The 12,178-nt window shown below is 58.7% G+C and carries 13 protein-coding genes; 7 read left to right on the forward strand and 6 right to left on the reverse strand.

What is annotated here, in order from left to right; translation table 11 throughout:
- Nucleotides 1–233 precede the first annotated feature (233 nt).
- From Pan189_RS02730 to Pan189_RS02740, 3 genes are all read left to right on the forward strand, one after another.
- Nucleotides 234–932 carry a nucleoside 2-deoxyribosyltransferase gene (locus Pan189_RS02730; RefSeq protein WP_145362433.1) on the forward strand — a complete coding sequence of 233 codons (699 nt, stop codon included), beginning with the start codon at nt 234–236 and terminating at the stop codon, nt 930–932.
- A gap of 114 nt (nt 933–1,046) precedes the next feature.
- The gene (locus Pan189_RS02735) at nt 1,047–2,390 is read left to right on the forward strand and encodes an HD domain-containing protein (protein WP_145362434.1); all 1,344 of its coding nucleotides are present in this window, start codon (nt 1,047–1,049) and stop codon (nt 2,388–2,390) included.
- 103 nt (nt 2,391–2,493) lie between these two features.
- Nucleotides 2,494–3,912, forward strand: a complete 1,419-nt coding sequence (locus tag Pan189_RS02740) for a sigma-54-dependent transcriptional regulator (protein ID WP_145362435.1) — start codon at nt 2,494–2,496, stop codon at nt 3,910–3,912.
- A 111-nt stretch (nt 3,913–4,023) separates the two neighbouring features.
- On the opposite strand, the gene Pan189_RS02745 is transcribed toward Pan189_RS02740, so the two are convergent.
- On the reverse strand, nt 4,024–5,154 hold the full coding sequence (locus Pan189_RS02745) for a hypothetical protein (protein ID WP_145362436.1): 1,131 nt from the start codon (nt 5,152–5,154) through the stop codon (nt 4,024–4,026).
- Between the two features lie 1,056 nt (nt 5,155–6,210).
- On the opposite strand from Pan189_RS02745, the gene Pan189_RS21180 reads away from it, so the two are divergent.
- The gene (locus tag Pan189_RS21180) at nt 6,211–6,372 is read left to right on the forward strand and encodes a hypothetical protein (protein ID WP_310820996.1); all 162 of its coding nucleotides are present in this window, start codon (nt 6,211–6,213) and stop codon (nt 6,370–6,372) included.
- 207 nt (nt 6,373–6,579) lie between these two features.
- On the opposite strand, the gene Pan189_RS02750 is transcribed toward Pan189_RS21180, so the two are convergent.
- Both Pan189_RS02750 and Pan189_RS02755 read right to left on the reverse strand, forming a co-directional pair.
- Nucleotides 6,580–7,044, reverse strand: a complete 465-nt coding sequence (locus Pan189_RS02750; RefSeq protein WP_145362437.1) for an ABA4-like family protein — start codon at nt 7,042–7,044, stop codon at nt 6,580–6,582.
- A 72-nt stretch (nt 7,045–7,116) separates the two neighbouring features.
- Nucleotides 7,117–7,872 (reverse strand): phosphorylase family protein, encoded by a 756-nt coding sequence (locus Pan189_RS02755; protein WP_145362438.1) that lies wholly within the window; start codon nt 7,870–7,872, stop codon nt 7,117–7,119.
- Nucleotides 7,873–7,964: 92 nt separating this feature from the next.
- Here Pan189_RS02755 and Pan189_RS02760 point away from each other — a divergent pair, with 92 nt between their 5' ends.
- Nucleotides 7,965–8,939: an ROK family protein gene (locus Pan189_RS02760; protein WP_145362439.1), complete on the forward strand. Its 975-nt coding sequence runs from the start codon at nt 7,965–7,967 to the stop codon at nt 8,937–8,939.
- An 85-nt stretch (nt 8,940–9,024) separates the two neighbouring features.
- On the opposite strand, the gene Pan189_RS02765 is transcribed toward Pan189_RS02760, so the two are convergent.
- The gene (locus Pan189_RS02765) at nt 9,025–9,477 is read right to left on the reverse strand and encodes an SRPBCC family protein (protein WP_145362440.1); all 453 of its coding nucleotides are present in this window, start codon (nt 9,475–9,477) and stop codon (nt 9,025–9,027) included.
- Nucleotides 9,478–9,638: 161 nt separating this feature from the next.
- Here Pan189_RS02765 and miaA point away from each other — a divergent pair, with 161 nt between their 5' ends.
- The gene (gene miaA, locus Pan189_RS02770; protein WP_145362441.1) at nt 9,639–10,580 is read left to right on the forward strand and encodes a tRNA (adenosine(37)-N6)-dimethylallyltransferase MiaA; all 942 of its coding nucleotides are present in this window, start codon (nt 9,639–9,641) and stop codon (nt 10,578–10,580) included.
- On the opposite strand, the gene Pan189_RS02775 is transcribed toward miaA, so the two are convergent.
- Both Pan189_RS02775 and Pan189_RS02780 read right to left on the reverse strand, forming a co-directional pair.
- Nucleotides 10,575–10,787, reverse strand: a complete 213-nt coding sequence (locus Pan189_RS02775; RefSeq protein ID WP_145362442.1) for a type II toxin-antitoxin system HicA family toxin — start codon at nt 10,785–10,787, stop codon at nt 10,575–10,577. The genes miaA and Pan189_RS02775 overlap by 6 nt on opposite strands.
- Before the next feature lie 2 nt (nt 10,788–10,789).
- Nucleotides 10,790–10,999, reverse strand: coding sequence for a type II toxin-antitoxin system HicB family antitoxin (locus Pan189_RS02780; RefSeq protein WP_145362443.1), 210 nt, complete (start codon nt 10,997–10,999; stop codon nt 10,790–10,792).
- Between the two features lie 154 nt (nt 11,000–11,153).
- Here Pan189_RS02780 and Pan189_RS02785 point away from each other — a divergent pair, with 154 nt between their 5' ends.
- Complete coding sequence (locus tag Pan189_RS02785; RefSeq protein WP_145362444.1) at nt 11,154–12,041, forward strand: DUF1559 domain-containing protein; 888 nt, start codon at nt 11,154–11,156, stop codon at nt 12,039–12,041.
- Nucleotides 12,042–12,178: the final 137 nt, after the last annotated feature.

The raw sequence follows: 12,178 nt of genomic DNA on the forward strand, positions 1-12,178 counted from the left end.
GGGGATGGGTGGCCCGGACCCTACAGGTCCGGGTCGCGCAACGACAAGAGGTCTCAGAAGGGCATTTCGAATAACGGCACCTATTGATTCGTTCGGAAGATGTCGTCAAGACCTTCTGCGGCTTCGCCGCCCGGACCTAAAGAGCTCGGGCCACCCTTTATGATCGGCTCCCTCGCTTGCGCTTCGGGCTTGTTGAATTCGCGCTTCGGGGTTGTGTGAAGCAAGGAAGATTCATGAGCGAGCGTAACGGCGACGGGGCGATTCGGGTGTACTGCGCTGGGCCGCTGTTCAATGAGGCTGAGCGGCGGGAGATGACCGAGATTGCCGACGCGATGCAGTCGAACGGATATGCGGTCTACCTGCCGCACCGCGACGGCATGGAGTTCCGCCTCGTACTCGACGTGCTCGAAGAGCGGGGCTGGGAGAAGCCGGTTGCCGGGGCGTTTCTGCACGCGGCGATCTTCGCCCTCGACGTCTATCAACTCGCCGTCGAATGCGATGCGATGGTCTGGAACCTCAACGGCCGCGTCCCCGATGAAGGAGCCGTTTCCGAAGCCGCGATGGCGTGGACGTTGGGCAAGCCGCTCGTCGCGTTCGCCGATGACGTCCGCACGCTGATCGCGGGGCGCGTCAATCCGCTGCTCGTCGGGCTGGTCGACTTCCAAACGTGCGAGCGAATTGATGACCTGCCTGCGCTCCTGTCGGAGGCAATCGAAGCGACGCCGCCACGATCAACGTACCTGACCGACCTTCCCCCGAAGATGCGCCGCGCCGTCAGCGATGGTCGCATGCTCTGGGCCGTCATGCAGGAACAGGGAGACGACCTCGACGACGCCGCAATCGCCGATATGGTCGAAGAATTGTTCGCCCCTTCAGACAAGCCCGCGACCGATCTCGTTGAGAACGCTCCAATCGGCGTTCGCACGGCGTAATGAAAAGACCAACAAGCCCGCAGCGCAAGCGAGGGACGCAAGATTAAAGGGTGACCCAGTATGTCCGGTCCCTCGCTTGCGCGTCGGGCTTATTTCACGTCATCATTTGAAGTCATGTCTGAATCGCTCTTCGACATTCCGGAACTGCAGCAGCGCGGCTCGCGTGTCGGGATCATTCGGCTGCCGTTCGAACAGGACGTGCCCTTTTCGACCCGGGTCCGCCGGCTCGTCGACACACCCGAGTTCCAACGGCTCAAGCACGTCAGTCAGCTCGGTGTCGTCGCGCGGGTCTATCCGGGAGCAACGCACTCTCGCTTCGAACATGCCCTCGGCGTCTTTCACAACGCTGTCCGCTATCTCGACCAGCTCAGCCGGGACGACCGCTTCGCCGCTGCCGTCGATCGGCACGAAGCCGAGGTGTTGCTGACGTCGTCCCTGCTGCATGACCTCGGGCATTGGCCATTCGCCCATCCGATCGAAGACATGAAACTCGACGACCTCCCGCCGCACGAGGAGTTTGCCGCCGAGTTCTTAGGCGATGGCTCTGAACTCGCCGCTGTTCTGCGCGACGATTGGGGCGTTTCATCAGATGAAGTTCTTGACGCCCTCAATGGCAAGGGAGGCTCGCCCGGTCGCAAGCTGACGCGATCGATCCTCTCCGGGCCGATCGACGTCGACAAGATGGACTATCTCGACCGCGACAGCCTGCACGCCGGCGTGCCCTACGGCCGCAACTTCGACCGCGCCCGGCTGATCGGCTCGTTGGTCGTCAATGAAGCAGGCGACGGTCTCGCGTTGAGTGAGAAGGGCAAAACAGCCGCCGAGCTGATGGTCTTCGCCCGCTACGTGATGTTCAGCGAAGTCTATTGGCACCACGCCGTCCGCAGCGCGACCGCGATGTTTGCCCGAGCGTTCTATGACTTGAAAGACCGCCTCGACCTCCGGGCCTTCTTCCGCGGCACCGAGCAGGACGTGATCGACACGCTCCGCAGCGAGGCACAGGGCACGCCGAGCGAAGACCTCATCGAAGGTGTGTTCGGCCCCAAACGCCGACTCTACAAGCAGGTCGCCGAGTTCAGCCTGTTCCAGTCGCGGGAGATCTACACGCAACTCGCCCGCAGAAGTTATTCAGACCTCGTTCGCTGCGCTACGTGTCTGGCCGATGATCTCGCCGCCGCGGGGATTGCCGATCTTCGACCGACGGATCTGGTGATCGATGCCCCGCCCCCCGGTCGCGAGGTCGAGTTCAATGTCGACATCTACTTCCCGAAGGAAAACGTGTACCGCAAGCTGGCCGACATCTCCCCCGTCACCGACGCCCTCGCCCGTCGCCAATTCGATGATTATGTGAAGCGCGTGCGCGTGTTCGTGCATCCCGATCGACGGGATGCCGTTCGGGCCACCAATGGCCTCACCGACCGTATCGCCAATGCCGCCAACGATTTAGGCCCCGTTTAGCCGCGACCGAAAGGAAGCGCTCCCGATCGGTCGCATCTAGACACCCGTAAAGCGAACCTGCCACACTTGCCGCGCTGTCATAGCTGTCGTTACGCTCTGCCAAATGGACAGCCCTGCCAAAAGCGATGACGTTTCTGAAATCCCGATCCGCGTCCTTGTTGTGGACGATGATGAGGCCCATGCGCAGGCCGTTGCGGAGAGCCTGCGCGTGATCGGCTCCGACTGCACCGTCGCCAACAGCGGCGAGAGCGGGGCGAACCGGATCGAGAGCGACCAGTACGATGTGGTCGTAACCGACATGATGATGGAGGGCACCGACGGCCTCGCGATTCTCTCCAAGGCCAAGGAGGAACTGCCCGATGCGGAAGTGATTGTGGTCACAGGCCACGGGTCGATCAGCTCTGCCGTCACCGCGATGCAGCACGGGGCCTACTCGTACCTCGCCAAGCCGCTCGACATCCAGGAGCTGCGGGCCGCCGTCGACAAGGCGTCGACCCGCGTGCGACTCATCCGCAAGAATGCCGAACTCTCCCGTCGGCTCGACGAACGCTTCGGTTTCGAAGGCGTGATCGGCACCAGCACGCAGATGAACCGCATTATCGACATCCTGCGGAACGTCTCGCCAACTGACAGCACGGTCCTTATCACCGGCGAAAACGGCACCGGCAAAGAACTTGTCGCCCGGGCCCTGCATCAGAATAGCCCGCGGAAGAACAAGCCCTTCGTGCCCCTGAACGTCGCGGCGCTTCCCGAAAGCATTCTTGAAAGCGAACTGTTCGGGCATGAGGCGGGAGCCTTTACCGGAGCGATGGGACGCCGTGTCGGGAAATTTGAATACGCCAACGGCGGCACCCTCTTCCTCGACGAAGTGGGCGAGATGCCGCTCGATATTCAGGTCAAGTTATTAAGAGTGCTCGAGGAGCGAAAAATCACCCGTCTCGGCGGCAATGATGAAGTGCCGATTAATGTCCGACTCGTCGCTGCGACGAACGCCGACTTAAAACAATTGGTCGCTGAGAAACGTTTTCGCGACGATCTCTATTACCGCATTAATGTCGTCAGTATTCATTTGCCGCCCTTAAGGGAGCGGCGCGGTGATATTCCGTTGCTGCTCGATCACTTTCAAAAGGAAATCACGCAGCGCTCGGGCAAAGAGGTCCGCGGCTTCACCCGCACGGCCCGTCAGGCCCTAATGAGCTATGAGTGGCCCGGAAATATTCGGCAGTTAAGGAACTCCGTCGAGCGGATGATCGTGCTCGATATCGACGGGATGCTCGATAAGGACGACCTCCCCGAAGAAATCGCCCCCCTCGCCCGAGATGAAGACGAGACCGGCGAAATCCTCCCCACCGCCGACTCCGGAGCCGACCAACTCATCGGTCGCCCCATGAACGAGGTCGAAAAATACTACATCCAACGGGCATTAGAAGTCACCAGCGGCAAACGCGAAGAAGCGGCAAAGATGCTGGGCATCGGCGAGCGGACGCTGTATCGAAAGATTAAGGAGTTTGGGTTGAAGTGATTAGTTCTCGCGGCAACATTTTGCGTGGTGCCGAGTGGCGAATAATTTGATACTGATTTTTCCTATATCTCAGTGATGAAATGTCAGCACTACCTCTTGAATTGCGTGAGGCTAGCCAAGCCTCGCAGGCTCTTCGGCGGTGCAAGCATTGATCAGCTGGGCGTCTATCATTGCTGCGAAATTGGTTTCAAACGACCATGGGATCAAGAGGCGTCGACCGTCCTCGCCACTCCAATCCCAAACAAACTCGACTGCAGTTTTTACGGCTTGAGTCGCCATGGATTGGCTTATCTGATGTGGGTCAATGCGCCCATGGGCAATTCGATTACGAGGGCTAAACAAATGATTCTGGAGTTTTCGCTGCACTCGTGAAATTTGATTTTGAGAATAGTGTCTATCCACTGAATTGATTAACTGGCCAATTTTTGCGATGAGCCTAGTGCTTACAATAATTTCCTCACAGAATTTCTCAGTCAGGCTTGCTACTTCTAACAGTTGTGAGATTGTTTCATCAATAAATGATTCAACTGCAAAGGTCGCATGAAGAACCGCCATCGCGTAACGCTGTCGTGACGCTTCATGCATTGCGCGTTTGAGTAAAGTCCTCCACATCGGCCACTGTGCTTCTGTAGTCGACGTACCCGCAACTGCGAAACCGAAGAAGAACGGGAGCCGGGATGTCGTCGTTCGGTAATGATCTTCGAAGCACGAAATTATTGAGAAGCCCCTATCTGAAAGCGACAGAGCCTCTATGCGAATTGGGAATTGTCCGTAGCCAGATTCTCTGACTCTTGCGTTAGGGGCGTTTGGGTTTCTAGCAGGAAAGTGATGTTTTTGTATCGATGTTGGCGATTCGAGCGGATCATCAAAGATAATGTCGAGCGGCTCTCCGACTTTGATTGCAGCGAGTACGTTTCGTTGGCAACTCGCTATGTAATGGTCTTCAAAGCCGGGGAGTGACAAGGAGCGTACTTCGTAGGTCTCGACGACAGCGTCGCGAAGCGTGAAAGAGTAGATGCCATCTGACAACGTCTCATCACCGCTCAATTCGCGTGCGGTTAATTGTGATTTCGGGTAAAAGGGGCGAAAGGAGTTCTCGTTTTTAATCTGGGCCTGAAGTTCGAGTCTAGAAATTGCCTTCGGCAAGTCGTCGCGAGGGTGAGCATTTCGTGGAACGAGTAGCTCGACGCGTCGAGCGGGTGTCCACTGGCGCACGAATTCGCTGCGGATGACTGATGGCATGATACCGTCGGTTTTTTAGAATCTAATACGGTCAGTCGGATTGACAAGAACACTTTTAGTATGGTTCGTGCCGGGTTTGCGACAACCTACTCATCAGTGTCAATTCGATTTCCGCTGGCGACACTGTCCCTCCGCTTTCGCCTCTGGGACAAATCGGTACCGCCAGGGGTCAGCCCCGGGGAATTGCCAGTCGCAATCGAGGCTCTCCGTGAGTGACAGACAACCTTAACATCGCTCCAGCAATGCAGTTGCAGACCTCGCACCAGGAGCCGATGAACTTGAAGGTACCAAGGTTCCTCGTCGCACCATTGTGGTGGTAGCCTCGCACTTGATCGCCTCTTGTGCCTGCGGCACCCAGCCCGTTGGGCCGGGCCACCCATTGCAAATTGGGGCCCGCCACCAGCCTTCTCCTCTCGGGAGAAGGTGGCCGACAGGTCGGATGAGGGGGCGGTGGGGTGTTGATCGAACGGCACTGCGACGTTGCTCTTTGCAGGTTCTCAGCGAGGAATCAAGATGCGGCGATGATATGAGCCGCCGCCGTGGGCCCCTCACCCCGGCCCTCTCCCGAGGGAGAGGGGGTTCTTCTATTTGAGATGGACACGACGGCAAGCGTGGCTCGGGCCTCGGCACCTTCAAGGAATTTGTCGGTTTATTGAAACGCCCTCAATCCTGTTGATCGAGGCTGTGATTTCATGAACTGTTCGATCTGTCTGCCTTAACTCTGGGCTGTCGTTTTATGACGATAAAAATCCGAACGCGTTCGGGCAGTATGCCGCGGCATCCTCCGCCGCATGGGGTTGCGCAGCCGGTCGGCTGCACCCACCGGCGGGTTGGAGAGGCGGTGCACCATGGCCTCCAACTAAGAGAATCCAGTTGCGCGTAGAACTTCTGGAGGAGCAGTGAGACCTTCCGATTGCTTGAAAGCCGAGACCCATTGCTTGAGTCTGTATATTGCGATCGGTGTCGCGTACGCTGGCTACCTCGCTGAGACCTCGTATCGGTGTGCGACCCTGACGGGTAGAGTCCGGGCCGCCCCTGGTTGAGTGAGACGATTTCGTGAAGGCTTTGATCGATCTCGGTATTGTCTACTGTCTCGGCTTTGGCGCCTGTGTCGTGCTGACCGGGCTATTCTCTGGTCTGCAGATTCTCCTCGTCGGACTTGTGCATGTCGCCATCGGAACCGGACTGATCTTTGCCAGACGAACATCCCAAAAGTGAGGCAATCCTGTGAAGCGGGTGGCCAGTCCCAAGCTTCGGGCCGGGTCGCGTAGCGACAAATGGCGATGAACTTCGAGGTCTTCATGTTCCTCGGCGCGGAATCTTCGTGGCAGCCTTGCAATCCATCGCCTCGTGTGCCTGCGGCACCCAGCCCGGTGGGCTGGGCTACCCTCTATTGACTTTTTGACTCTTAACTCAAATGGCAGCTTATGCCGGTACGTCGTTGACGGGGCTGGCGGCAAGTTCCGGCTGTCGTGTTCTGATAATTAAGACTCTGAAGACCAGGTAAATTAAGAGGCCGAGCGGGCCGGCGAGGAATGTTAAGAGAAGGCATGGGAGCACGAACCAGTGTGATAGACCGATGCGCTGCGAGTTTCGGACCTCCCATGAGCCGACGAAAATGTCGAATGCGAGGTAGTGAATCCAACCGGCGACGACGATAAATCGATTGGTAAATAGGTTTTCGACCGCCTCGAGGGAATCGAACCCACCTTCGACCCGGCCGACCTGAGAAATGAAGATCGCTAAGTAGGCAACGCCCAGTAGAGCCGGTATGGTAAACGCAGCAATCGGCTGTGTCCCTTTCCACCGAGGGGCGAAGACGAGCAGCAGCCAGCCGGGGAGGACAACCGCATTGACAATTTTGAAGACAAGGTCGGGGGTCATAAGCATTAACTTAATCGTGAGTGGCTAAATTCGATCTGATCTGCCATCGATCGCGATGCCGTAGCGATGGTTAGCATCTTAATTCAGCAGTTGCGGCACGGCGGCGGCTGTAAAACGGCCGAGGATGTCGGCGGCGGAGGTGGCCTGCTCGCGCAGTGTCCACAGATCGGTTGCGAGAGACGGTTCTTTCAGCAACGCCCCGGCGGCGGCCCCCCATTGGCGGGGGCCGCGCTGGGTCAGCATCTTTGCGACGTCGGGCGGCAGGTCACGGGACAAATCGTCGCTGATGGCCCGAATCGCCACGCAGGGGACGCCGGCATCACGGCAACAGGCTGCGGTGCCAAAAGTCTCCATATCGACGGCGAGCGCCCCGGTCTCTTCGCCCAAGCGTCGTTTTTCATCCACGCGCGTGATGACACGGCCTGACGTCAGCAGTTTGCCGACGAACAGCCGGCGCTCAATGTCCGGGGCGACCACGGGAGAGAGGTCGATTCGTCCTCCCTCGGTGTCGATCACGCCGTCGGCCACCACGATGGCGCCGAGTGGCAGTTCGTCGGCGAGTGCCCCGGCGAGACCGCAACTGACGACGCAGCCGATGGGGTGGGCATCCAAAACGGCCTGGGTCGCGCGGCGGGCTTTCTCGCGCCCCGGCCCCGAGCAGGCGAGCACGATCGGTGTGTCGCCGAGAGTACCGGTCTCGAACGTGAAGTCCCGCGTTGTCGTCTTCGATTCGATCTGGCAGAGCCGGCGGATCGGGCCGAGTTCGAGCGCCAGCGCCGCAACGATTGCCACGGCTTCCCGCCGGTTTGAACTCTCGCTGAGGTGGTCGGTCATTACGGAATCCCTCGGTCGCGCAGCAGGGACAGCTTTATTTCGCTAGATTATCGCTATTCCAATCAACGAAACGAGTGAGCAACGACTTTCCCATGGCAAAAGACCAGCCGTACCGCGTGGGTTTCGATCTCGGCGGCACGAAGATGTACGCCGTCGTCTTCGACGAGGAGTACAACATTCTCGGCAAAGCTCGCAAGAAGACCAAAGGTCAGCAGGGGGCCAAGCAGGGCGTGAGCCGAGTGATTGAGACGATCGAGGAAGCGATCGACGACGCGAAGCTTTCCAAGCAGAAGCCGCTCGGCATTGGGGCGGGATGCCCGGGTCCGCTCGACTGGAAGGAAGGGGTCATCGTGAACACGCCCAACCTCGGTTGGAGAGACGTCAAAGTTCGAGCCGAGCTGGAGAAGGCGTTCGACTGCTCGGTCACGGTCCTCAACGACGTCGATGCCGGTGTCTACGGGGAGTACAAATTCGGCGCGGGCAAAGGGGCTCATTGCGTGCTGGGCGTCTTCCCCGGCACGGGGATCGGCGGCGGTTGCGTTTACAACGGCGACATCATTCGCGGCCGCAGTCTGTCCTGCATGGAGATCGGCCACATGCCGATTCTGCCGGACGGGCCACGCAGCGGCGTCGGGCATCGGGGTTCACTGGAAGCCGTCGCGAGCCGACTCGCGATCGCCGGCTACGCCGTCCAGGCGGCTTACCGCGGTCAGGCACCCTACCTGATGGACAAGACCGGCACCGACATCTCCGACGTTCGCAGCGGGGCACTCGAAGACGCCGTCGAGAACGGCGACTTGGCAATCAGGCAGATCATTATTGACGCGTCCGAGCAGATCGGCGCCGCGATCGGCGGCGTCGTCAACCTGCTATTGCCCGACGTGGTGATTCTCGGGGGCGGATTGGTCGAAGCGATGCCGAAGCTGATCGTCGAAGCGACAGAGCGGGTGGCCAAACTTCAGGCGATGCCCGCCTATCGCGACCAGTTCAAAGTTGTCGCCGCCGAGTTGAGTGATGAAGCGACCGTGATGGGCGCCGCCGCGTGGCATGAGGCGCAGGCGGGGTGATGGGAAATAGGGGATATGTGATTGGAAGCGGGGGATGAGGCAATCGGCACTTACCGATTCCTTCCATTCCGCGATCTGGCAACGATCACGCTGTGCCGAACAGCCGCTGTAATTGGGCGTGCCGGAAGCGAAAGCCTTTCTCGAGTTGCGAGCGAATCAGCTTCTCGTTGACGACCATTCCGATCAATCCGCCCGGCGGTTGGAAGACGATGCGGTCCCGGACCGACGTGCCGTCCGAACCGTGCGATTCGAACTCGTGCTCGTTGCGGAACATTTTCATCGGGCCTTCAATCAGGACCTCAACGAACCGTTCCGGCCGCACGAACTCCGTCACTTCGTAGATGAAGGTCTGCGTCGGACCGAAGCCGGAGAATTTCAGCTTGTTGCGTGACCCCGGCTGCATCACCTCGGGCGCATCGACCACGCTGACCCCGGCATCGGGCGCAGTGACCTGAATGACGTTCTCGGGCCGGGTCAGAAAGTCGAAGACTTCGTCGATCGGCGCGGCAACGCTGATGCTGGTATCAAATTCGTGCATGGCGAAATCGTTCTAGAAATGGCAACAATTTGCAAGATTATGAAGGTCGAGAGCCGAGAGTCGAGGGTCAACAGAAAGCTTTTGACAGCCGGAAGCCTCGCGACAAAGAATAATCCTCGCGCCTATTTGCACTCGACTCTGGCCCCTCGCCCCTCGACCCCATGCTCCTCCCTCCCGAACTCCTCCGCCGCTGCATCTTCCTCACCGGGCCGACCGCGTGCGGAAAGACCGCGGTCTCGCTCGAGCTGGCCGAGCGGATTGGCGCCGAGATCGTTGTGATGGACTCGATGACGCTTTACCGCGGCATGGACATCGGCACGGCGAAGGCGACTGCCGAAGAGCAGGCCCGCGTACCGCACCATCTGATCGACATCCTCGAGCCGCACGAGGAATACACCGTCGCGGAGTACCTGAAGGCAGCGCAGCAGTGTTGCGAAGACATTCTCGCGCGGGAACGCCGACCGCTCTTTGTGGGAGGAACGGGGCTTTATCTGCGCTCTCTGCTTCGCGGCGTGTTCGAAGGTCCGCCGGCGAATTGGGAATTGCGGCGGAAATTGGAAGCGGAAGCCGAGGCGGAGGGCGTGGAGACGATTCATGCGAAGCTCCGCGAGCTTGACCCGCCGACGGCCGAACGACTGCACCCCAACGACACCCGCCGGGTCATCCGGGCGTTGGAGGTTATGGACGCCACCGGCCGCCCGCTGTCCGAACAGCAGCAACAGGGCCCGCTCCCCGAAGGCGAGCGCCCGCAACACGTCTATTGGCTCAGCCCGCCTCGCGACTGGCTCAGTGACCGCATCGACCGCCGCGTCGACCAGATGATTGAGGGGGGGCTCGTCGACGAAGTGCGGACACTCTTAAAAGCCCCGCACGGCCTCAGCCGCACCGCCAGGCAAGCTCTCGGGTATAAAGAGATAATCACTCATCTCGAAGAGGGCCTCACGCTGGAAGACGCCATCGCAACCTTAAAAACCCGCACCCGCCAGTTCGCCAAAAGACAATTCACCTGGTTCCGCAATCTCGAAGAATGCCACGAGCTCCCCATCCAAGCCGACGCCCCGGCGTCGGAGATTGTTGCGACGCTAATCGCCCAAATTTCATAGCAATTGCCGAAACGATTCCGTGGTCAGCCCCGCATCTTTCACCAACTGCCCCATTGTAAATGCATTGACCGGGTTCGATCTTGGAATCGTCAAGATGGCCAAGTCATTCGACATAATCACGTGCTTGCCCTGTCGAACAATTCGGAAACCAGCTTTCTCGAAAGCTCGAATTGCATCGAGATGATTGATCTCGGGCAGCTTCGGCATCGCTACATGGCAACTTCAAGATCACGGTAAACTATTTCGACATCCCAATCGTTTGCCTTCTCCGCCGCAACTTCCACGTACTCCCGAATCGCAATCTGAATGTTCATCAACGCTTCCTCCTCCGTTTTACCCTGCGAACAACAGCCTGGAAGCGCTGGGACCCAGATTGCAAATCCTTCGTCGGATTCAGCCAATGCTACGCGGTAATTCATCGTTCGTTTCCTTTTCCGTGCGACGATTTAAGTATATCTGATGATTTTTCGAATCGAAAGATGTCGGCACGCCTAAACTTCCCGCTTGACCCGCGGCCGAATCGCGTCAGAATCATTATCGGGGCCGGACCAATTCAGACGCGAGACTCTTTCTATGCGCAACCGTGCCTTTACGCTTGTCGAACTTCTCGTTGTGATCGCGATTATCGCGGCGCTGCTTGCGCTCCTGCTTCCTGCGGTGCAGCAGGCCCGCGAAGCCGCCCGGCGATCCGCCTGTTCGAATAATCTGAAGCAGATCGGGATCGCGATCCACAATTACCACGGGGCTCACAACGTCATCCCGCCCAGTACGACGACGTTTATCGAGTATGGCGTCTGGTTGTCGAATCCGCAGCAGTATCACCTGCATGGTTGGGCAAGTCTGCTGTTGCCGCAGCTCGATCAGTCGAGTTTGCAAAATCTCGTCGACTACAACGAAAGCGCCGTCTCGTCGGCCAACTTTGCCGCCGCGTCGACGGTCATCCCGGTCTACCGTTGCCCTTCGTTCGCCGGGACCGACTTCGCCACTAATCACCTCTACACCGATATCTATGACCGCTTTGCGATCCGCAACTATGTGGCGATCGGTGCGACGAATATCGACAAATTGTGGAACGCGCCCAACGGGGCGATCTTTCCGGAGGGGGGTATTAAGTTTCGCGACGTGACCGACGGGCTTTCCAGTACGATGTTCGTTGCTGAAACTCGTGAGCAGGGTGTGGCCGTGTGGATCGACGGCAGCGTTTCCTCTATCGCCGCGCGACGGTATGACCGCGCCGACACAATTAATTACGCTGGACCAGAATTGCCGATTAATTATACGCCTTATTACGACGAACCGAACGATATCACCTGCCTGTGGGGGCCATCGAGCTTTCACGCCGGCGGCGCGCAGCATTTAATCGGCGACGGGTCGGTCCGCTTTCTCTCGGAAAACATGGACGACAATGTCTACGAAGCCCTCGCCTCCCGCAACGGCGGCGAAGCCATCGGTGAGTTTTAAGCGTTTGCACAAGCCCGCAGCGCAAGCAAGGGATTCCACTCGACAAATTCCGCATTAGGAGTGGATTTCAAAACGTGATATATTCGCCGAACGATTTAATCCGCGATGACCCCAACGATTTGAACAAGAGCGTAAGC

It is taken from the genome of Stratiformator vulcanicus, from assembly GCF_007744515.1.
Lineage (GTDB): Bacteria > Planctomycetota > Planctomycetia > Planctomycetales > Planctomycetaceae > Stratiformator > Stratiformator vulcanicus.

What these genes read in the sequence shown, in the direction of transcription:
- Pan189_RS02735 (WP_145362434.1), top strand. Translation starts at nt 1,047, where the DNA reads ATGTCTGAATCGCTCTTCGACATTCCGGAACTGCAGCAGCGCGGCTCG.
- Pan189_RS02730 (WP_145362433.1), top strand. Translation starts at nt 234, where the DNA reads ATGAGCGAGCGTAACGGCGACGGGGCGATTCGGGTGTACTGCGCTGGG.
- Pan189_RS02760 (WP_145362439.1), top strand. Translation starts at nt 7,965, where the DNA reads ATGGCAAAAGACCAGCCGTACCGCGTGGGTTTCGATCTCGGCGGCACG.
- Pan189_RS02740 (WP_145362435.1), top strand. Translation starts at nt 2,494, where the DNA reads ATGGACAGCCCTGCCAAAAGCGATGACGTTTCTGAAATCCCGATCCGC.
- Pan189_RS02755 (WP_145362438.1), bottom strand. Translation starts at nt 7,872, where the DNA reads ATGACCGACCACCTCAGCGAGAGTTCAAACCGGCGGGAAGCCGTGGCA.
- Pan189_RS02765 (WP_145362440.1), bottom strand. Translation starts at nt 9,477, where the DNA reads ATGCACGAATTTGATACCAGCATCAGCGTTGCCGCGCCGATCGACGAA.
- Pan189_RS02745 (WP_145362436.1), bottom strand. Translation starts at nt 5,154, where the DNA reads ATGCCATCAGTCATCCGCAGCGAATTCGTGCGCCAGTGGACACCCGCT.
- Pan189_RS02775 (WP_145362442.1), bottom strand. Translation starts at nt 10,787, where the DNA reads ATGCCGAAGCTGCCCGAGATCAATCATCTCGATGCAATTCGAGCTTTC.
- Pan189_RS02750 (WP_145362437.1), bottom strand. Translation starts at nt 7,044, where the DNA reads ATGCTTATGACCCCCGACCTTGTCTTCAAAATTGTCAATGCGGTTGTC.
- Pan189_RS02785 (WP_145362444.1), top strand. Translation starts at nt 11,154, where the DNA reads ATGCGCAACCGTGCCTTTACGCTTGTCGAACTTCTCGTTGTGATCGCG.
- Pan189_RS02780 (WP_145362443.1), bottom strand. Translation starts at nt 10,999, where the DNA reads ATGAATTACCGCGTAGCATTGGCTGAATCCGACGAAGGATTTGCAATC.
- miaA (WP_145362441.1), top strand. Translation starts at nt 9,639, where the DNA reads ATGCTCCTCCCTCCCGAACTCCTCCGCCGCTGCATCTTCCTCACCGGG.